The sequence below is a fragment of the Pseudomonas sp. R151218B TE3479 genome, assembly GCF_053629195.1.
The window spans coordinates 3557126-3581439 of record NZ_JBRJHV010000001.1 but is presented as its reverse complement, the minus strand read 5'-3'; the positions used below and the strand labels follow the sequence as shown (position 1 = coordinate 3581439).

At 62.9% G+C, this 24314-nt stretch carries 12 protein-coding genes and 1 pseudogene (1 of these 13 cut by a window edge); 10 read left to right on the top strand and 3 right to left on the bottom strand.

Annotated features, from left to right (window positions below; translation table 11 throughout):
• Positions 1–310 precede the first annotated feature (310 nt).
• The 5 genes from AB7M32_RS15855 (at position 311) to AB7M32_RS15835 (ending at position 6549) form a co-directional block, all read left to right on the top strand.
• Entirely contained in the window at positions 311–1576 is a 1266-nt protein-coding gene (locus tag AB7M32_RS15855; RefSeq protein WP_454250476.1) for a c-type cytochrome, read from the top strand.
• Positions 1573–2046, top strand: a complete 474-nt coding sequence (locus AB7M32_RS15850) for a (2Fe-2S)-binding protein (RefSeq protein ID WP_454250475.1) — start codon at positions 1573–1575, stop codon at positions 2044–2046. Before AB7M32_RS15855 ends, AB7M32_RS15850 begins: the two co-directional genes overlap by 4 nt.
• Positions 2043–4280, top strand: coding sequence for a molybdopterin cofactor-binding domain-containing protein (locus tag AB7M32_RS15845; RefSeq protein ID WP_454250474.1), 2238 nt, complete (start codon positions 2043–2045; stop codon positions 4278–4280). Before AB7M32_RS15850 ends, AB7M32_RS15845 begins: the two co-directional genes overlap by 4 nt.
• A 148-nt stretch (positions 4281–4428) precedes the next feature.
• Positions 4429–5541: an alkene reductase gene (locus AB7M32_RS15840; protein ID WP_454250473.1), complete on the top strand. Its 1113-nt coding sequence runs from the start codon at positions 4429–4431 to the stop codon at positions 5539–5541.
• A 342-nt stretch (positions 5542–5883) separates the two neighbouring features.
• Positions 5884–6549: a polysaccharide lyase family 7 protein gene (locus tag AB7M32_RS15835; protein WP_454250472.1), complete on the top strand. Its 666-nt coding sequence runs from the start codon at positions 5884–5886 to the stop codon at positions 6547–6549.
• A gap of 472 nt (positions 6550–7021) precedes the next feature.
• Here AB7M32_RS15835 and AB7M32_RS15830 read toward each other — a convergent pair whose 3' ends face one another.
• On the bottom strand, positions 7022–7804 hold the full coding sequence (locus AB7M32_RS15830; RefSeq protein ID WP_454250471.1) for a DUF4253 domain-containing protein: 783 nt from the start codon (positions 7802–7804) through the stop codon (positions 7022–7024).
• 216 nt (positions 7805–8020) lie between these two features.
• Between AB7M32_RS15830 and AB7M32_RS15825 the strand changes: the two genes are divergently transcribed.
• The gene (locus AB7M32_RS15825) at positions 8021–9571 is read left to right on the top strand and encodes a M10 family metallopeptidase C-terminal domain-containing protein (protein ID WP_454250470.1); all 1551 of its coding nucleotides are present in this window, start codon (positions 8021–8023) and stop codon (positions 9569–9571) included.
• 157 nt (positions 9572–9728) lie between these two features.
• On the opposite strand, the gene AB7M32_RS15820 is transcribed toward AB7M32_RS15825, so the two are convergent.
• Positions 9729–10652: a LysR family transcriptional regulator gene (locus AB7M32_RS15820; RefSeq protein ID WP_454250469.1), complete on the bottom strand. Its 924-nt coding sequence runs from the start codon at positions 10650–10652 to the stop codon at positions 9729–9731.
• A 111-nt stretch (positions 10653–10763) separates the two neighbouring features.
• Between AB7M32_RS15820 and AB7M32_RS15815 the strand changes: the two genes are divergently transcribed.
• Positions 10764–11591, top strand: a complete 828-nt coding sequence (locus AB7M32_RS15815; RefSeq protein ID WP_454250468.1) for an SDR family oxidoreductase — start codon at positions 10764–10766, stop codon at positions 11589–11591.
• Positions 11592–11648: 57 nt separating this feature from the next.
• Here the strand turns inward: AB7M32_RS15815 and AB7M32_RS15810 are convergent.
• Positions 11649–11753, bottom strand: a pseudogene (locus AB7M32_RS15810) (transposase domain-containing protein); the annotation flags it as partial.
• A gap of 119 nt (positions 11754–11872) precedes the next feature.
• Between AB7M32_RS15810 and AB7M32_RS15805 the strand changes: the two are divergent.
• From AB7M32_RS15805 to AB7M32_RS15795, 3 genes are all read left to right on the top strand, one after another.
• Positions 11873–12682: an isocitrate lyase/PEP mutase family protein gene (locus AB7M32_RS15805; RefSeq protein WP_454250467.1), complete on the top strand. Its 810-nt coding sequence runs from the start codon at positions 11873–11875 to the stop codon at positions 12680–12682.
• A gap of 403 nt (positions 12683–13085) precedes the next feature.
• Entirely contained in the window at positions 13086–22649 is a 9564-nt protein-coding gene (locus AB7M32_RS15800; RefSeq protein ID WP_454250466.1) for an amino acid adenylation domain-containing protein, read from the top strand.
• Positions 22646–24314 carry the beginning of an amino acid adenylation domain-containing protein gene (locus tag AB7M32_RS15795; RefSeq protein WP_454250465.1) on the top strand. The gene runs 16145 nt beyond the window's last position, so only the first 1669 of its 17814 coding nucleotides appear in the window; it begins with the start codon at positions 22646–22648; its stop codon lies beyond the right edge, outside the window. The genes AB7M32_RS15800 and AB7M32_RS15795 overlap by 4 nt, the downstream gene beginning before the upstream one ends.

Sequence of the window (24314 nt, the reverse complement as noted above, 5' to 3'; positions counted from 1 at the left end):
ATGACACCTCGGTAAGTTTCGGGAAGTGATCGTCAGGCTAAGGGCAGCGGCCTGCCCGGAGAATCCATTGATCGGGCAATGAAGTGATGCGCGACACGCAACGCCAGCGGTGTTGCGGTTGGCGCAACAGGCTTTTGCGTGATCCGCTGATACTCCGGCGCATGGGCCTTCTCTACCCTTGGGCACTCGGCGCAGGACTCTCCATCGGCGCCCTTTTCCGGTTGTTCAAGGAGCCGTCAATGACCTCGAATCCATCCTCAATGTCCAGCGCGCGTCCCTCAGGCTTGGGATGCCCATGATCGGCATATCCATGAGGTCCAGACCGTTTTGGATCGGCGCCGCGGTCCTGGCTTCGATAGGTGCGATCGCTGCCACCCTGCTGATGTGGCGTCCGGCGATTGCACCCGTCGAGCGGCCGCGAACCTTCGATTCGGTGCAGTTGCAACGCGGCGCGCGAGTCGTCGAAGCGGGTGACTGCGCGGTGTGTCACACGAGACCCGGCGGCCCATACATGGCGGGGGGACTGCCACTGGTGACGCCGTTCGGCACGCTCTACAGCACAAACATCACCCCCGATCCGCAGACAGGCATTGGCCAGTGGTCACTGCCCGCGTTCGAGCGGGCGATGCGTGAAGGGATCGCCCGCGATGGGCACTTCCTGTATCCGGCCTTCCCGTACGTGCATTACCGGCGCATGACGGCAGGCGATATAGAAGACGCCTATGCGTACTTGATGAGTGGCCCTGCCGTGCACGCTCCAGCCCGGCAAAACCGCATGAGCTTCCCGATGAACATCCGGCCGCTGGTGGCGTTCTGGAATTTACTGTTCCTGCACGGCAAGCCACTGCCCCCCGTGGCGCAGCAATCCGATGCATGGAATCGCGGGCGCTACCTGGTCGAAGGCCCCGGTCACTGCGCAGGCTGTCATTCTCCGCTGAACCTGATCGGCGCCGAGAAGTCCGGCGCAAGCCTGGCCGGCGGTACCGTGGATGGTTGGGAAGCGCCTTCGCTGCTGGGCATGGGCCGTCGTGCAACTGCCTGGCGCTACGATCAGTTGGTGAGCTACCTGCGAGGAGAAGTGGTGGACGGCCATGGAACTGCCGCCGGCCCGATGCGCCCGGTCAGTCTCAGCCTGGCGCGCTTGCCAGTCGGCGACGCACAGGCGATTGCCGAGTACCTGCTGAGCTTGCCCGCCAGAACGGTCACCACCGAGGTCCCAGCTGCAGATGCTCATGCCGGGGCCTCCGATCAGACCACTGGCGCCCTGCTGTTCGCCAGCGCCTGTGCCGGCTGCCATGGGCCAGCTGCACCGATGCGTGAAATCGACGAGCGTCCTTCGCTGGACCGTACGTCATCGTTGCAAGCCCCGAACCCGCGCAATTTCCTGAAAACCGTGTTCGAAGGCGTCCCGGCAACGCCGGGCATGCCGGGACCGATGATGCCGCCGTTTGCCGCCAGCCTCGACAACGATCAACTCATCGCACTCGCTTCGTACCTGCGCCGACAAGCCAGACCCGACCAACCCTGGACAGACCTTTCTTCAACCCTTGAAGCGATACGTCAGGAGACGAAATGACTCAAGTCACGCTTAACGTCAACGGCTCGGCCCGGACATTGGACCTCGAACCTGACATGCCGCTGCTCTACGCGCTGCGTAATCATCTGGGGCTCAATGGCGCCAAGTACGGGTGTGGCTTGGGGCAGTGTGGCGCCTGCACGGTCATCGTCGATGACAAGCCTGTATTTTCCTGCGTGACACCCTGCGCCGGCCTTGAAGGCAAGCGGGTTCGAACGGTGGAAAGTCTCGGTACCGCCGAACTTCCCGGCCCTTTGCAAAAGGCCTTTATCGAGAAACAGGCGGCCCAGTGCGGCTACTGCATCGCCGGTATGTTGATGCGCGCGCAGTCACTGCTGGAGAGCAACCCGCAGCCGGATGAACAGACCATTCGTGAGTACATGGCCGGCAACCTGTGTCGATGCGGCACCCACTTGCGAATCATCGACGCGATCAGCCTTGTCGCCAGGCAAAACGGGAGCGCGCCATGACAGTGGTCAACGAGGTCAATCACAGCCGTCGCGCATTCTTGCGTGGGGGTGCCTTGCTGATGGCGTTTACCCTGGTACCGGTGGCGCGGCGTGCGTGGGCGGACACCGAAGTCGACACGCTGGGCACGGTGGTATTGGCACCGGATCTGCCCGGAAGCCTGCGCACCAATCCCTATCTTGATGCCTGGATCCGCGTCGGTCATGAAGGCATCACCGTCTATACCGGCAAGGTTGAATTGGGCACCGGGGTCAAGACTGCCTTGTTGCAAATTGCCGCTGAACGCCTGGAGGTTTCTCCATCAGCGATCAACCTGCTCACCGCCGACACGGCGCTGACGCCCAACGAAGGTTACACCGCTGGCAGCCACAGTATTTTCGACAGCGGGACCGCGCTGTTCAACGCAGCGGCACAAGTGCGTGGGCTGCTGCTGGAGTCGGCTGGACGTAGCTGGGCGGTTGCGCCAGCACTGTTGACGACCCGGGAGGGCATCATTCACGGTCCCAACGGACAACGAATGGCCTACGCCGACGCTGTCAAAAACGTCGATCTGCACCGCTATGCACAGTCCGATTCGCCAGCACTGCCTGCGACGCCATTCAAGCTGATCGGCCACTCGCTGCAACGCCTGGATATTCCGGCAAAAGTCAGTGGTGGCGCCGCGTTTGTCCAGGACATCCGCCTGCCGGGCATGCTGCACGCTCGGGTGATTCGCCCACCCCGCCCTGGCTGCACGCTACAGGCCTTTGATGCAGCATCGATAGAAGCGCTGTCCGGGGTTGTGCAGGTGATTCGCGACGGCAATTATCTTGCGGTGGTCGCGCGGGATGAATGGCAAGCGATCAAAGCGATGCGCAGCGGATACGAAACGGCGCGCTGGAGCGGTGGCCAGGCAGTACCCGAATCCGCGGACATCCACGCATTGCTCAAACGCCTCCCCTCACGCCCCTACCCGATCAGCCATGAAGGCACTGTCCAGGGTGCGACCGACAACAGCTATCAGGCACGTGTGACAAAACAATACCTGATGCACGGCTCCATCGGCCCCTCCTGCGCCGTGGCCTGGTTCAAGGACGGCACCCTCACCGTCTGGACTCACACCCAGGGCGTGTATCCCCTGCGGACCGGGATCGCCGAAATGGTGCAGCTACCCCCCGAGCGCGTTCGCTGTATCCACACCGAAGGGTCCGGTTGCTATGGCCATAACGGCGCGGACGATGCGGCAGCCGACGCGGCGTTGATTGCCATGCGCATACCCGGCACACCGGTCCGGGTCCAATGGATGCGCGAGCAGGAAAATCTCTGGGAGCCCTACAGCTCGGCGATGGTCACCGAAGTCAAAGCCAACCTGGACGCCCAAGGTCGGTTGCAGGACTGGAACTATGAACTATGGACGACGCCACACAACGAACGCATCGTCAACGCCGGCCGGTTGCTGCCGGCGCGATTGCTGGCTCGACCGTTCGCCTCCGCACCTTCGGTGCCCATCGCTCAACCTGAAGGCGATGGCGATCGCAATGCCGTGCCGCTGTACACGCTGGCCTCTACGCGCATCAACATGAACTTTGTCACGCAGATGCCCTTTCGCACCTCGGCCATGCGCTCGCTGGGCGCGCACATCGACATTTTTGCGATCGAAGCGTGCATGGATGAGCTTGCGTCCAGGGCCAGGGTCGATCCGATAGCCTTGCGCCTGGCTCATCTGGAAGATCCCCGGGCGCGTGCCGTGGTGGAACGGGTTCGCGACGCCATTGGCTGGCAGCAAAAAAACAATGAGCCTGGCGCAGGCATCGGCTTCGCCTTTGCCCGGTACAAAAACATCATGGGCTACTGCGCTATCGCGGTACGACTTCAGGTACATCCGCTGACCGGTGAAATACAGATCGAGCATGTGGTCACGGCGGTGGACGTCGGACAGATCGTCAATCCCGATGGCCTGCGCAATCAGGTGGAGGGCGGGATCGTCCAGTCCACCAGTTGGACGCTGTATGAACAGGTCGCCTATGACGCCGGGGGTATACGCAGCTACGACTGGAGTGGTTACCCGATCCTGCGCTTTTCGCAGGTGCCCAGGAAGGTTGACGTTCATCTACTCGACCAACCGGGACAACCGTTTCTCGGCGCCGCCGAAATCGTCCAGGGTCCCATGGCCGCCGCCATCGGCAACGCCGTGGCGAACGCCACCGGCCAACGCTGGTTGAACCTGCCCCTGACCCGCTCGGAGCAACCGTCCTGACCTGCATTGCGTTGCGCTTCACGCAACGCAGTGTTGGGCGTTCCTCGGATTATCAAGCGCCCTCCCGCCGATTAACTTAAAGCCATCCGGTGCCTGACCCAACGTCCGCCGCCGCCCTGCTTTCTGTACCCATATCGGAGAACACCCCATGACGCAGCACCTGTTCCAACCCATCGCATTGGGCCCCTACACACTCCCTCACCGCGTGGCGATGGCGCCTTTGACACGCTCTCGCGCCGGGCAACCGGGCGACGTGCCAACGGCCATGAACGCCGAGTATTACCGCCAGCGTGCGAGCGCCGCGTTGATCATTACCGAAGCGACGCAAATTTCCCGGCAAGGCCAAGGCTATGCCTGGACACCGGGCATCTACAACGCTGAACAGGTGCAAGCCTGGCGTGCAGTCAGCACCCAAGTGCATGAGAGCGGCGGCCTGATCTTCATGCAGCTCTGGCATGTGGGCCGCGTGTCCCACCCGAGCTTTCAGCCTGACAACGCGCGCCCGGTTGCCCCGAGCGCGTTACCCGTGCCGGGCAAGACGTTCATCGTCGACGCGGATGGCAACGGTGTCTGGAGCGATGTACCGGTGCCGCGTGCACTGCTGGCTCCAGAGATCACCGACATCATCGACGACTACCGCCGGGCCGCGCGCAATGCCCTGGACGCTGGAATGGACGGCGTGGAAATTCATGCGGGCAATGGTTATCTGCTGGACCAGTTCATCAACAGTAACAGTAACCAGCGCGAGGATGCTTACGGTGGAAGCCTGGAAAACCGTGCACGGCTGTTATTGGAAGTGGTCGCCGCCGTAGTCGACGAAGTGGGCGCAGAGCGCGTAGGCGTACGCTTGACCCCGATGGGACGGTTCATGGGCATGGGCGATGAGACACCGCAGGCGACATTCGGCTACATCGTGCGCTCGTTGAACCAATGGACGCTGGCCTATCTGCACCTCGTCGAGCCCGCCGTGGTTGGCACCGTCAAGGACGAGCACTTCGATCCACGCTGGGATGAAATCATCGGTCAATTACGTGCGGCATGGGACGGCGTGTTGATGATCGCCGGTGGCTACGATTCCGAGACGGCGGAACAGGCCTTGATCGACGGCCGCGCGGACATCATTGCGTTCGGCAGAGCGTTCCTGGCAAACCCGGATCTGCCCCGGCGAATTCGTGACGGGTTACCGCTCAATGCACCAGACCCTAGCACCTTCTTCGGCGGCGATCAGCGTGGCTACGTGGATTATCCGACTCATTCCTGAGCTGGGCTTAACGCAGTTGACCGGTCCGAAAGGCGGCCCATGGAGGCCAACTTTATCCTGGCCCGAAAAGTCAGTAGAAGACTACCTGGACGATGCGATGGAATCAGCCGGCAGCGATTGCGCTACGAACTGCCAGGCCCCTCCAGAACAAACTCCATAGCCTGGTTTCAGCTACGGTCTGTTTGATCATTGTCATGTAAACATGGGTATTGTTAGCAATTTGGTGTCCATGACCATTGCAGGGAAGCCCTTCAGGGTTCGCGCTGCCTGGCAAAAGCCCTGTCGATAAGGGCTTTTGCTGTACCTGCAAATCAAACCACGACCTAACAGGAAGCCCATGCCATGATCGATCTAAGCACTTGGAACCTGACCCTCCCGGTCGGCACGCCGGCCCGAGTCATCGAGACCCCGCGCCTGGTGAACGGCTACTCGGATTCGTATTTCCGCTCCGGTAATACGCTGTTTTTCTGGGCGCCGGTGACGGGCGGAACTACGTCCGAATCCGAGTTTCCACGTAGCGAACTTCGCGAGACGTACAAGAACGGTGAACTGCGCAATTGGACTTACCCCGAAGCCAATCACCGGATGACAGCCAGCCTGTCAATCAACCAGGTGCCGTCGGAAGGCAGGGTAGTGATCGGGCAGATTCATATCTACCAGGGCAAGGGCCCGCTGCTGAAGGTCGAGTACGTCTACGATAAGGCCAGGAAGACCGGCAGCGTGATTGCCAACTATCGCCGCAAGCCGGGCAGCGCGGATACCAAGGTGGTGATTGCCGAGAATGTGGAGTTGAACAAGAGATTCACCTACGAGGTTCGCTTGAGCTCGGCGGGCTACCTGCATGTGATTTCGCAAGGGAATCGGTGGGGCACGCAGCTCAGCAAAAGCTGGCAGGGCAAACAATTGTATTTCAAGGCTGGGGCATACACCTTGGATAACACCGGCTACAAGAGCGAAGGCGGACAGGTGACGTTCAACAAGCTGGAGGCCAAGCACAGCAAGGGTTGATTGGGCATGCTCGACTACACCCCAAGCAGGTTATCTAATGGCAGGTGTGTTTGCCGGCGCGGATTGTTTAATTTGCCGCTACCTTCCTGGGAAAATCACGCAAGAAGGACTATGCACAGGGCTATCGGAATGGCTCACGCGATTGAGGGCGCAGAAAGCGAGTATTTGTGTGCCCGCGTCGAGAGCGTGTCTCGGATAGGTGGGGACCCTTTTGGTGCTCATGTATTTTTCAACAAAACTGGCCAAAAGCAGACGTTCACGTGCGGCTCAGGAGTTTCAAAGCGGGAGTAAGGGGTGTCATCACGCTAGTTGACACACCGGTCAATCCGCAGGGGTTACTGCGTGCCATTAATACGATTGAAGAGCATGAGCTTTCTCCATGAGTCGCCCCGCCGCTATTAACCGGCCATGTGATATCTCTGACAGAGAACATGAAATCTAAATCATTAAGCTGTCGCCCAGCATAGGATTGTCACTCCACATAACGCAGCCAAAGATGAGTCCGACCCGAGACCGCCTGAGCGACTGCAAAAATGCGTGCTTGTAGTTCTTCAACGCTCGTGTTGTAGAGCGCGCAAAAGTCTTTCGCAACAAGATTGGCCAGAGATAGGTCAGGCGGCTCAGCACGAATGAAGCCGATGTAAGAGGCACCTACGCCCATTAGCTCATAGCCATGCGCTTCTGAAAAATGACGCGCAACCGCAAAGTTTTTCGCAGGATCTAAATCGGAAGTGAAATAGCCGTTGGGAAAAGCAGCGAGTGCCTGGTAAGACTCCTGAACGGGTACCAAAAGCGCTGACATGGGCTGGTCGATTATCGATACAGGTTTTTCCTGATAACCAATCCACTCCTGCAGGGCCTGCTCATCAAGCGTCAAACCATGAGCACAAGCATCTTCGAAAGACGTAGCTGCTACCAGGTTCGTGAAATTGCGAAGGCAGATTGCGAACTCCGCTTTCGTGGTCGGATAACCTACATATTCACCGTTCTCAAAACATTCTTGAGGCAGCCCCGCGATGTCCTCCTCTGTGGCGTCATCCATCCCTGAATTACTGCGAGCATGGCCCGACGTGTATCGAGCCTGGTGCAGATCATCGAGCGAGAACAGAGGTTTAAAGCCTGGGTGCGACTCAGCAATCTTACGACGAGCCTCGGTCAGATCGTCAAAGCTGGTAATCCCGCTCACACCGTACTCATCACATGTACCTACAGACGGGTTCTCACGCATGCCATTACCGCGAAATTCGATATCCATAAAGCGTGGCCTGCTCCATGTTGTTACTGAATTGAGTGAGTAATCCTAAGCGCTCCAAGATCATCATAGGAAGATCCGCTTCCAAGCTACAACAGGACCAGTAGCATGTTACACAGCTCGAACGACAGCAATCGATTGTTCCAGTTTCCACGGGCCTGGCGAACTAATGATTCAGGCTAGAGTCAACGCCTCTGAATGTCTTAGGAGGATGGATACATGGCCACTACCTACAGCGCCCCTGGGATCATGATCGTCGACATCAGCGGATACGCCGATAATGGCTACGACACGGTTGTACAACCCGACGGCTCAGTATTGGTCGCGGGCCTCACCTATAACCCGCTCGACCCTGATTACGGCCAAGACTTTTCCCTGGCCCGTCTCGATACCGATGGCAGCGTGGACGGCAGCTACGGCAACGCAGGGAGGCTGGTGATCCACAAGCAGATTCCCATCGAAAAAGCCTACGTCCTTCGCGTCCAGGGCGACGGCGCAGTGGTGACGGCCCACGAAGGCCACGATGACACCCCCATCGTCCAGCGGTGGGGCCCGGACGGTAAAGCCGATGCGGTGTTCAACGCCAATGCTCAGGCCAGCCTGTCCAGCGGCTTCGGCCACAAGCCATTAGTGGAAGCCAACACCGACGGCAGCGTGCTGGTGGGGGCTGTCGAGGGCAGCACACTGAGGGTGACGCAGCTGCATGCCGATGGCACACGGGACTTGTCCTTCGGCACAGATGGAATGCTGACGCTACAGCCCCCTGAAGCGCTTTACTCCGTGCGAGGCCTTACCTCCCTGGCGGATGGCAGCCTGCTCGTCCGAACCGCGGGTGGCTTGCTCAAATACACCGCGGATGGGGAACTGGACAGCCACTTTGGCAGCAATGGCATCCTTGAGTTTGCCAGGGGTACAGCCGGGACCGACGTAGCCGTGCAGGACGACGGTAAAATCCTGCTATCCACCTTCACGGTTCCTGTCTATGACTTCTCCCTGCAGCGGTTCAATGCCGATGGTAGCCCCGACCTCAGTTTCGGCAATCAAGGCTCGGTCACCATTGATGTTCCTGGCAATTACGCCGTAGCCAACGCCGTCGCGGTGCAGGACGACGGCCGGATTTTGCTGGGCGGTAGCGCTTTCGCCAATGGCGGCAGTGATTTTGCTGCGATTCGGCTAAACGCCGATGGCAGTCTGGACAGCACTTTCGGCAGCACGGACGGCAGCACGCGTTTGGTGGGTTCGTCCGGCAGCGATGTGTTGAAAGGCCTGGGTAGCGATGAAATCCTGCGTGGCCTGGCAGGTGACGATGTGCTGCAAGGCAATCTCGGCCGCGACTTGCTTTCCGGCGGTGCGGGACACGATGTATTCCGCTATGCCAGCGTCACAGACAGTTTTCGCACCGCTGACAGCAGTGGCAGTGACCGCATACTCGATTTCAATCCTGCCGAGGATCGCATCGACCTCAGTGCCCTGGGTTTCACCGGGATCGGAAACGGATACGACGGCACCTTGTTGATTGGAAATAACGCAGACGATACCCGCACCTATCTGAAAAGCTTCGAGGCCAATGCCGACGGCCAACGCTTCGAGCTGGTAATCGATGGAAACTTTGCCGGACAACTCGACGACAGCAACCTGACGTTCAGCACAGCGAGCGTCGCCCGCTCCAGCGTCGATAGTGCCGCGCTTCCCGGCGATCTTTCCGCGCCTGAACAGGTGGAGCTGACGTTGATAGGCACCGTAGACCCGCATACCGATTACTTGGCCTGATCTGGTTGCGCGGCGCTGTGTGCTAAACACAGCGCCCTGGCTTCTTGCTCGTGCCAGCGTGCTTTGATGCCATCTCGGGAGTGATCAATATCATCCTCAAGCAGACCACCGATGGCAGTTCCGACACCACCCTCGGCCAGTGCTGCCGCAGAAGGCCCTAAGCATCATTATTTTCAACATTGGCTGCGGTGCATTCCCTCAGGACTTCGATGAATGCCTGCAACCCAGATGGGATATGGCGATGTCCCGGGTAATATAAAAACAATCCTGGAATTGGCGGACACCAGTCTTCCAGAACCTTCACAAGGCGCGCGCCAGCCAAAGATCGCGAGGCCACGCGCTCTGGCACGTAGGCGATGCCGAGTCCAGAAATGGCGGCTTCGGCCATAATTTCCGGGTTATCGAGGATCAGCTGTCCTTTGGGTTCGATGACCAATGACTGCCCATGCTTTTCAAACTCCCATCGATAAGGTTTACCACTCGGCATTCGGATGCCGATGCACTGATGTCGAAGCAGATCATCTGGGGTCAATGGGTATGAATGAGTCTCGAGGTAGTCCAGGGAGGCGACGGTTACAAACCGAATATCCGGGCCTATCGGAACGGCGATCATGTCTTGAGGTATTGACTCACCCAAACGGATGCCCGCGTCGAAGCCATTGGCAACGACATCGACCAGGCGACCATCGGTGACAAGATCGACCGACATCTGCGGGAAACGTCGCAGGAATGTCGGCAGGGCATGTTCCATCAAAACGCGGGCAGCCTGATCGCTTGCATTGATGCGCAGGGTGCCACTTGGAAGATCCCGATACTGATTAACTTCATCTACAGCCAGCGCAAACTCTCGCAACACCGGGCTCAACCGGCTCAGTAGGCGCTCCCCCGCTGCCGTCGGAGCGACGCTGCGCGTTGTGCGATTGAGCAAACGAATCCCGAGCCTAGCCTCAAGGGCTCTCATCAAATGGCTCAGCGTGGACGCGGACAAACCCAGCTCATCCGCCGCTTTGCGGAAGCTTCGGTGACCAACGATCAGCGCCAACGCACGTACATCAGTGAGTGACAGGGGGAATTCATTCATGGCTATTTTTCACCAGGTCATCCTCATTCTGCTCGATAGTAGCAGCAGTCCAGGACGCGTAGCGTTAAACCCTCGCAAGCCAGTCCGGCTCGCTCTGAGGAGAACATACCGATGAATAAAACCTGGTTAGTCACTGGCAGCTCGTCCGGCATTGGCTTGGCGGTAGTTGAGCAATTGCTGGAACGAGGGGATCGCGTGGCGGCGACGTTGCGTGAACCTCAAGCACTCAGTCACTTGAAAGAACGCTACGGCGAACGGCTGTGGACAGCGGCACTGGATGTGAACGATACATCCGCCATTCGGAATGTCGTTAACCGTGCATTCACTGAACTAGAGCGCATTGATGTCGTGGTCAGCAGCGCAGGATACGCATTATTCGGCGCCGCCGAGGAATGCAGTGACGAACAAATCGATCAGCAATTGCAAACTAACCTGGTCGGCTCAATCCAGTTGATTCGCGCTTGCCTGCCTTTTCTGCGTCGGCAAGGGGGCGGTCGAATTCTGCAAGTGTCGTCGGAGGGCGGCCAACTGGCTTATCCAAACTTCAGCCTTTACCACGCCAGCAAATGGGGCATCGAGGGTTTTGTCGAATCGGTCGCGCAGGAGGTTGCACCATTTGGCATTCAGTTCACCCTTGTAGAGCCAGGCCCGACTCGTACGAACTTTGCCGCGGCCTTGGTCAGCCCTCCGGTGCTGGCGGAATACGAACAGACGCCTGCCGGCGAGGTGCGTAGAGCGGTCGCCAGTGGTGCTTTCCCCCTGACAGGAGATCCGCAGAAAATGGCCAAAGCCATGCTGGGGATCGCCGAAGCCGAACCGGCGCCAAAACGTCTGCTGTTAGGCAGCGGTGCTTATGGACGTGTCCACGCAGCACTGAGCCAACGAGTGGCTGAGCTGGAGCAGTACAAGGAAATCGCAATGAGCACTGAGATCGAGTGAGTTCCGTTCAGAAAAGAGTTGCAACAGGTATTTGCTTTGCAGAATGCGGCGGCTATAAGGTTTCCAGTTACTAGACAGCAGATCAGTAAGCTCACGCGCCCGCCGCATCGGCAGGCGCGTGAGAACGTCCTTGAGATAGGCATACGGATCAAACCCATTGAGGCACCGCCGTTTCCTACCTCACAGAGGTCCCATACTCAAGCAACCTGCATTGCACAACCGGCCCCTAACACGCCGCTCCTCGCCATTAAAAGCATAACTTTCAAAGGAATTGGATTGTCATGACTGCACTGGATACCGCTTTTCACAATCTGCATCAGAACGGCTTGCTGGTCTTGGCCAATGTGGCCGATGCGGGCGGTGCGCGCATCGTCGAACGCCTGGGCGGCAAGGCGGTAGCAACCAGCAGCGCGGCCATGGCCTGGTCTCATGGTTATCAGGATGGCAACAGGTTGCCTCTCGACCTGCTGAGCACCACCGTCAAGTCGATGGCACGGGTGCTCAGCGTACCGCTCACGGTGGATATCGAAGGCGGCTACTCCGATGACCTGGAGCAGGTCGGTCGAGTGATCAACACAGTCATCGCCGCCGGGGCGGTCGGGATCAACATCGAAGACGGCCTGGGCTCTCCAGAGCTGCTGGGTCGCAAGATCGACGTTGCGAAAAAGGTGGCAAACCAGGCGGGCGTCAAGTTGTTCATCAACGTACGGAGCGACGTCTACCTGAAGAACCTTTTCCCCGCCGAACAACGCCTGGAGGAACTCCTGAAGCGCGCCGCACTGTATTCCAACGCCGGGGCGGACGGCCTGTTTGCCGCTGGCGTGGTCGATTCAAACGAAATTGCCACCCTCTGCCAGGAGACCAAACTGCCAGTCAACCTGCTGTCCCGGGACGGACTGCCCTCCCCCGACGAATTGAAGCGTCTGGGCGTCAGACGACTCAGCGCGGGCTCCAGCATCGCCGAGTTTCTGCACGGCGCCATGGGAGCATTGGTCCGCAGTTTCTTGGACAACGGCCAACTCGACACCCAAACCTTGAAAGCCCACACATACGGCGAATTGAACGCTTTGATGGCGCTGAAAAACGAGTAATGCCTGTTCCTCGGACGAGGCCAAACGCCAGTCCGAGCAGAATTGCATTGCCAGCTCCAACACGTTGCCCAGGTAGACCGAGCGATCAGGCAACGCACGGGCTCAAGCCTGCGCGGCAGCTCTAGCCCGCGGCGGGGCGGGAAACTGATTGCGATATGACATCGTACAACGGATCAAAAAGAGCTTCCCATTCGCAAAAGCGCTGCTATTTTAAATGCGCACCAAGCCCGTCCCATCCCCTCGAAAGACGCCGGAAAACAGTTCCAGCGCGGCCATACCCGGCCGAGGGGCGGCGTCGAGGCTTGTCTGCCGTTGTTTTTCCAAACAGGACCGGTCCGTATCGCGCAGGCCACAAGCTTTGCCGCGTCGACCCAGGGGCACGACCCCTGCACAAGGAGGTGTCATGATCGAACCGCGATGCATTTCGTTGAGTTCCACGCAACAATCCGTCTGGCTCGACCAACTGCTATCGCCCGACACTCCCTCCTACAACATCGGCGTAACCGTGGAAATCCACGGCACGGTGGACCACGCCCTGTTCGCCGCGGCGCTGCAAGCCGTGGTGGCCCAATTCGATGCGTTGCGGCTGATGATCAGCGACCGCGCTGGGCAGGTGCAGCAGCAGGTCGCCGAGCACTTGCAGGTGCCGTTCACCTTCCACGATTGGCGCGGTGAGTCCGAGCACCGGGCCATGGCCGCCATCGAGCAATTGAATCGCACGCCGTTCTCGCTCCGCGGGCAACCTCTGTGGGGCATGGAATGGTTTCAACTGTCCGACACCCATGCGCTGTGGAACAGCCGCTACCACCACCTGATCGCCGACGGCACTTCGGTGGGCCTGGTCGGCCAGGCTGTCAGCGCCGCCTATAACCAACTGTTCGTCGGCGAGCCACTCCAACTGGACCCGGTGTTGGCTCAGGGCTATCGCAACTTTGTCGCCAGCGACCGCGATTACCTCGATTCGGCGCGCCACGCCAAGGCGCGGGATTTCTGGCTGGAGCAGTTCCCGGCACTGCCGGAACCGTTGTTCCAGAGTGCTTCGCCGTCCCGCGATCCGGCCAGCGCCAGCGAGCCGCAGCCCAGTGCCCAGGCGATCTGGACCCTGGGCCACCAGCGCCTGACCCTCATGACCCAGTGGGCAAGAACCCAGGGCGCGACGTTGAGCCATTGTCTGAGCGCATTGCTGGCCGGCTACTTCAGCCGGGTGACCGACCAGCGTGAGCGGCTGGTCATCGGCGTTCCGGTGCACAACCGCAGCAATCCCCTGCAGAAACGGACCGTGGGCATGTTCTCCTCGGTGCTGCCGCTGACGGTCGAGGTCGACCCCGCCGCCAGCTTCGTCGAGACTGTGCAAAAGGTAGCCAGCCAGACCCTGCGCAGCTACCGTCACCAGCGCTACCCCCTGCAAAGCCTGCATCGTGAGTTGCGGGCGCGCGCCGGCCACCCCGGCCAGTTGTTCGAGCTGATGCTGTCGGTCGAACAGTACCCCGGCGACGTCAACCTTGCCTCGGCCCGCTGCGCTCTGCGTACCTGGCACAACGGTTATGAGCGCTATCCGCTGGCGATCTATCTGCGGCATTACGAAGCCCAGGTCGAACCCTTCCTGGAATTCAACTACGACCCGCGACTGTTCAGTGCCGAGCAGATGGCCACGCACCTGCGGCGCCTGGAGTGCTTGACCGATCAGGTCCTCGCCGAGCCAACCCGGGCCCTGGGCGATTGGATGCTGCTGGACACAGCCGAACGGCGGCAGATCCTTGACGATTTCAATGCCAGCAGCCGTGACTACCCGGCCGATGAATCGCTGCCTGCGCTCTTCGCCGGGCAGGTGCAACGGCGCCCCGATGCTTGTGCGCTGCTGGACGGCGCGCAGTCCCTGAGCTATCGCCAGCTCGACCAACGGGCCGGGCGCCTGGCTGGGCATTTGGCGGCCTGTGGGATTGGCGCCGGTGATGCAGTGGCGCTGTGCCTGGCCCGGGGCGCGGCGCTGATCGTGTCGATCCTGGCGATCCTCAAGCGCGGCGCATGCTACGTCCCCATCGACCGAGAGGCCCCGAGGGCCCATCAGGCGCGGGTACTGGCAGACTGTGGCAGCGCCTGGCTGCTGGTGGCGGGTGACGATCGGCCCGCACTGGAAAACGTCCGCTTCATTGACGTTGCAGCGCCAGACCATGTATTGGCTGAATCCCACCCGGCCCGCGAGGCCGGCGATGTCGCCTACATCATGTACACCTCCGGCTCCACCGGAACGCCCAAGGGTGTGCAGGTGCCGCACCGCGCCATCACCCGACTGGTGCGCAACAACGGCTTCGCCGAGTTCACCGCCCAGGACCGCTTCGCCCTCGCCGCCAACCCGGCCTTCGACGCCAGTACCCTGGAGATCTGGGGTGCGCTGCTCAACGGCGGCTGCCTGGTGGTCTGCCCCAGGGAAACCCTGCTGGACGCGGCCCGCTTCAACGAGCACCTGCTGCACCACGAAGTCAGCGTGCTCTGGCTCACCGCCGGGCTGTTCCATCAGTACGCCGAGGCCCTGGCGCCGGCCTTCGGCGCGCTGCGCTACCTGATGGTCGGCGGCGATGTGCTCGATCCGCGGCACATCGAAAAGGTCCTGCGCGATTCGCCGCCCAAGCACTTGCTCAACGGTTACGGGCCGACGGAAAACACCACCTTCACCACCACTCACACCATCACCCTCGAGGACGCGTTGGCCGGTGACATTCCCATCGGCCGGCCCGTGGGCAACACCCAGGTCTATGTGCTGGATGAACAGCGCCGCCCAGTACCAATTGGGGTGGCCGGCGAGCTCTACGTCGGTGGTGATGGGCTCGCCCTGGGGTACCTGAACCAACCGCAACTGAGCGCAGAACGCTTCGTCGCCAACCCCTTCAGCCAGGCGCCCGGGGCACGTTTGTACCGCACCGGCGACCTGGTGCGCTGGCGCGCCGACGGCGTGCTGCTGTTTCTGGGCCGCAATGATTTCCAGGTGAAGATCCGTGGCTTTCGCATCGAGTTGGGAGAAATCGAAGCCCAGCTCAAGGCCCTGCCGGGGTTCCGCGAGGCGGTGGTGCTGGCCGATGCCCAGCAGCGCCTGCTGGCCTACTTCAGCGCCACCGAGGCGCAAGCGCCCAATGCCTTGCGCGCACGCCTGGCGGCCGTGCTGCCGGACTACATGCTGCCGGCGGCTTTCGTCCAGGTGGAAGGCTTCGCGCTGACCGCCAACGGCAAGCTCGACCGCCACGCCCTGCCCGAGCCCGACGAACAGCATTTCGCCCTGCACTGCTACGAAGCGCCCCAAGGGCCAGTGGAAATCCGCCTCGCCGAGCTGTGGGCCGAGGTCCTCGGGGTGCCGCGGGTCGGTCGGCAGGACAACTTCTTTGCCCTCGGCGGGCATTCGTTGCTGGCGGTGCAGATGGTCGAGCAGCTGCGGGCCGAAGGCTGGCAGCTAGACGTGGGGACCTTGTTTAGCGCGGCGAACCTGCTCAATCTGGCATTGCTGCTGGAGAACCCGCTGGGTCCGGCCAAATCACAGGCGCTGCCTGAGGCATCCGCCATCGCGCCGGACTGCAAACGCATCACCCCGGCCATGCTGCCGTTGCTCAGCCTGCCACAGCCTCAGGTCGACCTGATCGTGACGGCGGTGGAAGGCGGCGCCGCCAACGTGCAGGACATCTACCCCTTGGCGCCCCTGCAGGAAGGCTTGCTGTTCCAGCACCTGCTGCAACCGGCCGACGACGCCTACCTGTTACGCGCGACGCTGGCCTTCGACAGCCGCCCACGACTGGACGCTTTCATCGCCGCCTTCGATCAGGTGATCGCCCGCCATGACATCCTGCGCAGCGCCGTGCTCTGGGAAGGCCTGGACGAGCCGGTGCAAGTGGTCTGGCGCGAGGCGCCCCTGCCGGTGGTCTGGCTGGCGGCATGCGACGCCTTCGCCGAACAGCCCCTGGACATCCGCCGCGCGCCCCTGGCCCAGGCCTACGTGCGCTTCGACGCGCCCAGCGGCCAATGGCAGTTGCAGTTGGTCCACCACCACTTGGCCATCGACCACGCCACCCTGGCGCTGTTGTTCGGCGAAGTCCGCACCTTGATGCAAGATCCGGGGCATCCGCTGCCTCCGACCGTGGCGTTTCGCCGGTTCGTCACCCAGGCCCGCGAGCCTCGGCGCCGGGCCAGCGCCGAGGCCTATTTCCAGCGGCTGCTCGGCGGGCTCGACGAACCGACCCTGCCCTACGCGCTGCACGACATCCAGAGCTCGGGCCGCGACAACCGCGAGGCCCAGCGCTCACTTGACCCCGCCCTGGCCCGCCGCCTGCGGCAACTGGCCAAGACCCAGGCGGTGGGCGTCGCCAGCCTGTTCCACTTGGCCTGGGCAATGCTGGTGGGCAAGGCCAGCGGCCGCGACGACGTGGTCTTCGGTACGGTGCTGTTCGGCCGCTTCAGTGCCGGCCAGCAGGTGGAGCAGGCCCTGGGGCTGTTCATCAATACCCTGCCCCTGCGCATCGACCTCGACACGCCCCTATACAGCGCCTTGCGCCAGACCCATGAACGACTGACCGAACTGCTCGCCCATGAACACGCGCCACTGGCCCTGGCCCAACGTTGTACGGCGCTGCCTACCCAGGCAGCGTTGTTCTCAGCGCTGCTGAATTTTCGCCACAGCCAGGCACAACGCTCGGCCCGTCCAGAGTTCGACCTGCCCGGGGTGCGCCTGCTGGGCAGCGAGGAACGCAGCAACTACCCGTTCTGTCTGTCCATCGATGACCTCGGCGAAGGCTTTGCCCTGACCGGACAGGTCCATCGTTCAGTCTGTGTCGACGCGGTCCTTGCGCAAATGATTCGGGCCTTGGAGGTGGTTGCACAGACCCTGGAAACCGCACCGGCCACCCGTGCCTGTGCCTTGGACATCCTACCTCTGGAGCAACGCCAGCAACTGCTGGAAGCGTTCAACGCCACACGGCAGGCGCATCCACGGGACACCCTGCTGCACCAGCCCTTCGAGCGGCAGGCGGCACTGCATCCCGACGCCGTGGCAGCGCAGTTCGAAACGGCCGCGGGAGCCCAGCTCAGCTATGCCCAGCTTAATCAGCAGGCGAACCAGTTGGCCCACGCCCTGCTGACGGCCGGGGTGCGCCCCGATGACCGGGTAGCGATCAGCCTGCAACGTGGCCCAGACCTGTTGGTCGCCCTGCTCGCCACCTTGAAGGCCGGCGCGGCCTACGTACCGCTGGACCCCAACTACCCGCCGGCGCGCCTTGCGCACATGCTCGAAGACTGCGCGCCCCGGCTGGTTCTGAGCAGCCAGACCGTGGCCAGTAGGTTACCGGCCACGGCGGTCGAATGCTGGTGCCTGGATGCAGCGCAGTTGCGAGACCGGTTGGCGACCCTGCCCACGGAAAACCCCAGGGTAGCGGACCTGGACCCAGCGCACCTGGCCTACGTCATCTACACCTCGGGCTCCACCGGCGTGCCCAAGGGGGTGATGATCGAGCACCGCAACGCCTGCAACCTGCTGCATTGGGCGTTACGCAGCTTCGACACCGAGGAATGGCGCCGCAGCCTGTTCGCCACTTCGATCAACTTCGACCTGGCGGTCTTCGAATGCTTCGCCCCGCTCGCCGCCGGCGCGACCCTGCACCTGGTGGAGAACGCCCTGGCGTTGGTGGCCCGCCCCTGCCCGGTGTCGCTGATCAACAGCGTACCCTCGGCGGTGGAAGAACTGGTCAGGGTCGGCGCCGTCCCGGACAGCACCCGGGTGGTCAACCTGGCGGGCGAACCGCTCAAGCCGCGACTGGTGGAACAATTGTTCGCCCGCAGCGCGACGCAACGGGTCTGCAATCTCTATGGGCCAACGGAAACCACCACCTATTCCACCTGGCTGTCGATGGACCGTGCCGGGGGCTACCGGCCCGGCATCGGCCGGCCCTTGGATAACACTCGTGTCTACCTGCTCGACCGTCATCGCCAGCCGGTGCCGTTGGGCGTGGCCGGTGAGATCTACATCGGCGGAGCAGGCGTGGCGCGGGGTTATCTCAATCGTGCCGAACTGACCCAAGAGCGCTTTTTGTCCGACCCCTTCGTCGACGATCCCCAGGCGCGCATGTACCGCACCGGTGACCTGGGGCGCTGGCGGGCCGATGGTTCGCTGGATTACCTGGGACGCAACGATTTCCAGGTCAAGGTACGCGGGTTCCGCATCGAACTCGGGGAGATCGAAACGCAGTTGCTGGGCATGCCGGCGGTGCGCGAAGCGGTGGTGCTGGCGCAGCCCGGCCCTGCCGGTGATCCGCGGTTGGTGGCCTATCTGGTGGCGCAGGTCTCGACCACGCCCGCTCCGGACTTGGCTGAAGTACGCGCCTATCTGGAAAGCCGCTTGCCGGACTATATGCTGCCCAGCGCCTGCGTCGCCTTGGAGCAGTTGCCACTGACGCCCAACGGCAAACTTGATCGCCAGGCCCTGCCGCTGCCCGAGGCGCAGGCCAGCAGTGCCGCCAGGCAGCCGCCGCAAGGGGACACCGAACGGCGGCTGGCGGCCATCTGGAGCCAAGTGCTGGGCGTCTCGGAAATCAGCCGTGACGACGACTTCTTCAGCCTTGGCGGGCATTCGCTGCTGGCGGTGCAATTACTCGAACAGTTACGCCGCAATGGCTGGGACCTGGACATACGCAGCGTGTTCGAACGCTCGACACTGGCCGCCCAGGCCCTGCGCCTGGAAAACCTGGCCAGCGCCCCGGCGCCAGCGCCAAGCGTGAGCGCCATCCCGACCCTTTGCGCCCGCATCACCCCGCAGATGCTGGATCTGGTGACCCTTCCCCAGGCGCAGATCGACCTGATCGCGACGCGAGTGCCCGGCGGCGCCGGTAATATCCAGGACATTTATCCATTAGGCCCCTTGCAGGAGGGCATGCTCTATCACCACCGCGCCCAGCGCGAGGGCGATCGTTATGTGCTGCGCAGCCTGCTGGCCTTTACCGACGAGGCGCGCCTGCAACGTTTCTGCACGGCGCTGGACCAGGTCATCGGCCGGCACGACGCGCTGCGCACCCTGGTGCTCTGGGAGGACCTGGAGGAACCCGTGCAGGTGGTGCTGCGGCAGGTCGCGTTCACGCCTCGGCGCCTGGCGCTGGAGGGTGACGATATCGCGGCGCGGCTGCAGGCCAGTGCCGACCCGCGCCACTACCGCCTCGACCTGCGACAGGCCCCGCTGATCGAGGCCCGGGTGGCTTTTGACCCAGCGCAGGAGCGCTGGCTGTTGCTGCTGTTGCATCACCATGTGGTGGTCGATCACACCTCCCTGGAATTGATGATCGAAGAGATCGCTCTGATCGAGGGCGGGCGCCCGGCGGACCTGCCGCCGCCCACCAGCACCCGAGCCTTGGTGGCCCAGGCCCGGCGACCAGAAGCGGTGGCCTCCGCCCGCGCTTTTTTCAGCGAGCAGTTGGGCGATCTGGATGAACCCACCCAGCCCTTCGACCTTGACCTGCAAACCGATCCCCGCTGGCAGGCCCTGGAACACCAGCAGCCGCTGGCGCCGGAGCTGGCGCGCCGCCTGCGTCGCCAGGCCGAAGCCCACGGGGTGAGCGCAGCGAGTGTCTGCCACCTGGCCTGGGCCCTGGTGCTGGGGCGCCTGAGTGGGCGCGACGATGTGGTCTTTGGCACGGTACTGTTCGGTCGCCTGCAGGCCGGCGCCAACGCCGACCGGACCTTGGGCCTGTTCATCAACACCCTTCCACTGCGGGTGCGCCTGGACGGCGGCGTCCACGCCATCCTGCGGCAGGTCCAGGACACCCTCAACGGTCTGCTCTGCCACGAGCAGACCCCGCTGGCCCTGGCCCAGCGTTGCAGCGCGGTAGCGCCGGGGACGGCGTTGTTCAGCACCTTGTTCAATTACCGCTACAGCCATGCCGGCCAGGCCAATGTGCACCAGGCCATGCCCGGCATGACCCTGCTGCACAGCGAGGAGCGAACCCATTACCCCTTCAACCTGGCGGTGGACGATCTGGGCGAAGGTTTCCAGCTGACCGCCCAGACCCACCCCGACCATGCGCCGGAACGGCTGCTGGGCTTCATGCTGGCGGCCCTGCACGCCCTGGTGGAAGCGCTGGAACAGACCGGCGATGGGCACATCCAGTCATTGGACGTATTACCCGCCGCCGAGCAGGCCCGGTTGAATCACCTCAACCCAGTGCTGTCCGTATCAGCGCCCGACGGCACTCTGCACGGGCGCTTCGCCGAGCAGGCCGCTCGCCGCCCCGACGCCCTTGCGCTGATCGACGAGCACCGCCAACTGAGCTTTCGACAGCTCGATGAACAGGCCAACCGCCTGGCCCATCACTTGCTGGACCAGGGCGTACGGCCCGGGCAACGGGTCGCGGTGTGCCTGGACCGCGAAGCGCACCTGGCGATCGCCTTGCTGGCGGTGTGGAAAGCCGGCTGCGCCTATGTGCCGCTGGACCCTGATTATCCGGCTCCGCGGCTGGCCTTCATGCTGCAAGACAGCGCTCCGGCGGCGCTGCTCACCCAGCAACGAGTGCGCCAGGGGCTGCCGACATTCGACGCCGGGCCGCTGATCTGCCTGGATGCCGTTGGTGCCGCCTGGCAGCAGGCCGCAACCGACGATCCGAACATCGACACCCAGCCCAGCGACCTCGCCTATCTGATCTACACCTCAGGCTCCACCGGCCAGCCCAAGGGCGTCATGGTCGAGCACCGCTCGGTGCTCAACCTCTGGGCCGGGTTGCACCAGCGTCTGGCAGACCTGCCGGTCGGTACGCGCTGCTCGCTCAACGCCTCGGTGGCCTTCGACGCCTCGGTCCAGCAGTTGTGTCAGTGGCTGAGCGGCCACTGCCTGGTGTTGATTCCAAAACGCGTGCGCCTGGACGCAGCGGCCCTGCTCGATTACCTGCAGAGCCGGCAGGTAACCCTATTCGACTGCACCCCGACCCAGTTGCAGGCGCTGCTCAAGCATCGCCAGACGCTGGCCCTGCCCCAGCCGTTGCCCCACCGCCTGCTGCTCGGCGGCGAGGCCGTCCCCGCAGAGCTCTGGCAGCAACTGGCCGGCGAACCCGGCGTGCGGGTGCTGAACGTCTACGGCCCGACCGAGTGCACGGTCGACACCACCAGTGCCTGGCTGGATCAGCATCCGCTGCCCAGCCTTGGCCAGCCCCTGCCCAATACTCAAGTGCACGTGCTCGATCATCACGGTCGGCGCACACCGCTGGGGGTGGTGGGTGAAATCCACATTGGCGGACGAGGCGTGGCCCGTGGCTACTGGCAGCGCGAGGCACTAAACCAGGAGCGGTTCATCGCCGACCCGTTCTCGGCCCAGCCCGACGCGCGTCTATACCGCACCGGCGACCTCGGCCGCTGGGAGATGAATGGCAGCCTCAGCTACCTTGGCCGCACCGACTTCCAGGTGAAGATCCATGGGCACCGCATCGAGCTGGGGGAGATCGAAAGCCATCTGTTGGCGCTGCCCGGTGTTCGGCAAGCGGTGGTGGTCGGTCGCCCCGATCGCCATGGCGTGGCCCGACTGATCGCGTACCTGCTGGGCGACGCGCCACCGACGCCGGCACAAGCACGCACGGCCCTGGGCGAACGCTTGCCCGAGTCAATGTTGCCCAGCGCCTATGTGCGCTTGGATAGCCTGCCGTTGACGGCCAACGGCAAGCTCGACCGCAATGCCCTGCCCGAACCCGATGCCCAGGCGTACGTGCAAACCCGTTACGAAGCCCCCCAAGGCGACATCGAGATAGCCCTGGCGGCCATCTGGTGCGAGCTGCTGAACGTCGAGCGGGTCAGCCGGCACGACAACTTCTTCGCCCTCGGCGGCCACTCGCTGATTGCCATGGGGCTGGTGGAGCGCATGCGCCAGCACAACCTGCGGGTCGACATCAGCCAATTGTTCACCGCACCGACCCTTGCTGGTCTGGCCGCGGCCACTACTCCATTGAAGGAACTGCTCCTGTGACTGCGGATCAATTGCTGGCTCTGCTCAAACACCGCGGCGTGACCCTGTCGTTGCGCGGCGACCAACTTTCGGTGGTGGCCGACGATGAAGTGCTGGCCGACCAGGCGCTGATCGCCCTCCTGCGCAGCCACAAGCCGGCGCTGATCGAAGCCCTGCGCCAGCCTGCGGCGCAGCCCGCCGGCACCAGCGGATTGCCGGCGGGTACCACCGCCATCACCCCGGCGCTGCTCGAGCTCTGCCAGCTCGACGCGGCTCAGATCGAGGGCATCGTCGCCAGCGTTCCGGGCGGTGCCGCCAATATCCAGGACATCTACCCGCTGGTGCCCCTGCAGGCCGGCATCCTCTTCCACCACCTGCTCCAGGAGCGTGGCGATACCTACCTGCTGCACGTGCTACTGGCGTTCGATGACGAACCGCGCCTGCGCCGCTTCATGGATGCTCTCAACCAGGCCATCGCCCGCCACGACATCCTGCGCACCGCGCTGGCCTGGGAAGGTCTCGATGCGCCGGTCCAGGTGGTGTGGCGTCAGGCTCCGCTGACACTGGAACTGTTCAACCCGCCCGCCGGCGACGTGGCCACCGCGCTGCGCACCTGGACCGATCCCAGGGAGCATCGGCTGGACCTGCGCCAGGCACCCCTGATGCGCGCGGTGGCCGCAGCGGATCCGGCAAACGGTCGCTGGCTGCTGCAACTGCTGCACCACCATGCGGTGATGGACCACACATCGCTGGAGCGGCTGGTGAGCGAGGTCGCGGCGATCCAGCAGGGCCGCCTGGCCGACCTGCAACCGCCGCGCCCGTTCCGTGAGTTCGTGGTTCGCGCAAGCCAGGGCCTGAGCGAAGCGCAACACGCAGCATTCTTCACCGAGCTGCTTGGCGATATCGACGAGCCCACCGCGCCCTGCGGGCTGCTCGATGTGCGCGGCGACGGCAGCCAGGTGCAGACCCTGGAAGCGCCACTGGCGCTGGATCTGAGCCGGCGCATCCGCGAACTGTCGCGTCGCCTGGAAGTCAGCAGCGCCAGCCTGTTCCATCTGGCCTGGGCCCTGGTGCTGGGCAAGACCAGCGGCCGTGACGACGTGGTGTTCGGCACAGTGATGTTCGGTCGCCTGCTGGGCGCCGCCGAAGCAGCCACCGCCATGGGCCTGTTCATCAATACATTGCCGTTGCGGGTGCGCCTGGCGGTGCCGGTGAGGCAGGCCCTGCGCGACACCCATGGGTTACTCAGCCGGTTGATCGCCCATGAGCACGCGCCCTTGGGCCTGGCCCAACGCTGCAGTGCGCTGCCCAACGGCACGGCGCTGTTCTCGGCGCTGCTCAACTACCGGCACAGCACGGCCCAGGGGCATGCCCCGGTGCTCGATGGCATGCAGGTTCTGGGCGGTGAGGAACGCACCAACTATCCCTTCAACCTGTCGGTGGACGACCTGGGCGATGGGTTTTCGCTGAGCCTGCAAATCGATCCCCTGGTGGGCGCGGCCCCGGTGCTTGGCTGGCTGCAAACGGCCCTGGATAACCTGCTCGACGCACTGGAAGGTACGCCCCAGCGCCTGGCTTGCCATCTTTCGATACTCCCAGAGGCGGAGCGTGAGCAGCTGCTGCGCACGTTCAACAATACTGCCCGGCCGCTGCCCGAGCGGGACCTGTTGCACCTGGCCCTGGAAC

Bases quoted from the DNA above. Each gene is read 5' to 3' on its own strand.
- AB7M32_RS15855 (WP_454250476.1), top strand. From the start codon at position 311: ATGAGGTCCAGACCGTTTTGGATCGGCGCCGCGGTCCTGGCTTCGATA.
- AB7M32_RS15850 (WP_454250475.1), top strand. From the start codon at position 1,573: ATGACTCAAGTCACGCTTAACGTCAACGGCTCGGCCCGGACATTGGAC.
- AB7M32_RS15845 (WP_454250474.1), top strand. From the start codon at position 2,043: ATGACAGTGGTCAACGAGGTCAATCACAGCCGTCGCGCATTCTTGCGT.
- AB7M32_RS15840 (WP_454250473.1), top strand. From the start codon at position 4,429: ATGACGCAGCACCTGTTCCAACCCATCGCATTGGGCCCCTACACACTC.
- AB7M32_RS15835 (WP_454250472.1), top strand. From the start codon at position 5,884: ATGATCGATCTAAGCACTTGGAACCTGACCCTCCCGGTCGGCACGCCG.
- AB7M32_RS15830 (WP_454250471.1), bottom strand. From the start codon at position 7,804: ATGGATATCGAATTTCGCGGTAATGGCATGCGTGAGAACCCGTCTGTA.
- AB7M32_RS15825 (WP_454250470.1), top strand. From the start codon at position 8,021: ATGGCCACTACCTACAGCGCCCCTGGGATCATGATCGTCGACATCAGC.
- AB7M32_RS15820 (WP_454250469.1), bottom strand. From the start codon at position 10,652: ATGAATGAATTCCCCCTGTCACTCACTGATGTACGTGCGTTGGCGCTG.
- AB7M32_RS15815 (WP_454250468.1), top strand. From the start codon at position 10,764: ATGAATAAAACCTGGTTAGTCACTGGCAGCTCGTCCGGCATTGGCTTG.
- AB7M32_RS15805 (WP_454250467.1), top strand. From the start codon at position 11,873: ATGACTGCACTGGATACCGCTTTTCACAATCTGCATCAGAACGGCTTG.
- AB7M32_RS15800 (WP_454250466.1), top strand. From the start codon at position 13,086: ATGATCGAACCGCGATGCATTTCGTTGAGTTCCACGCAACAATCCGTC.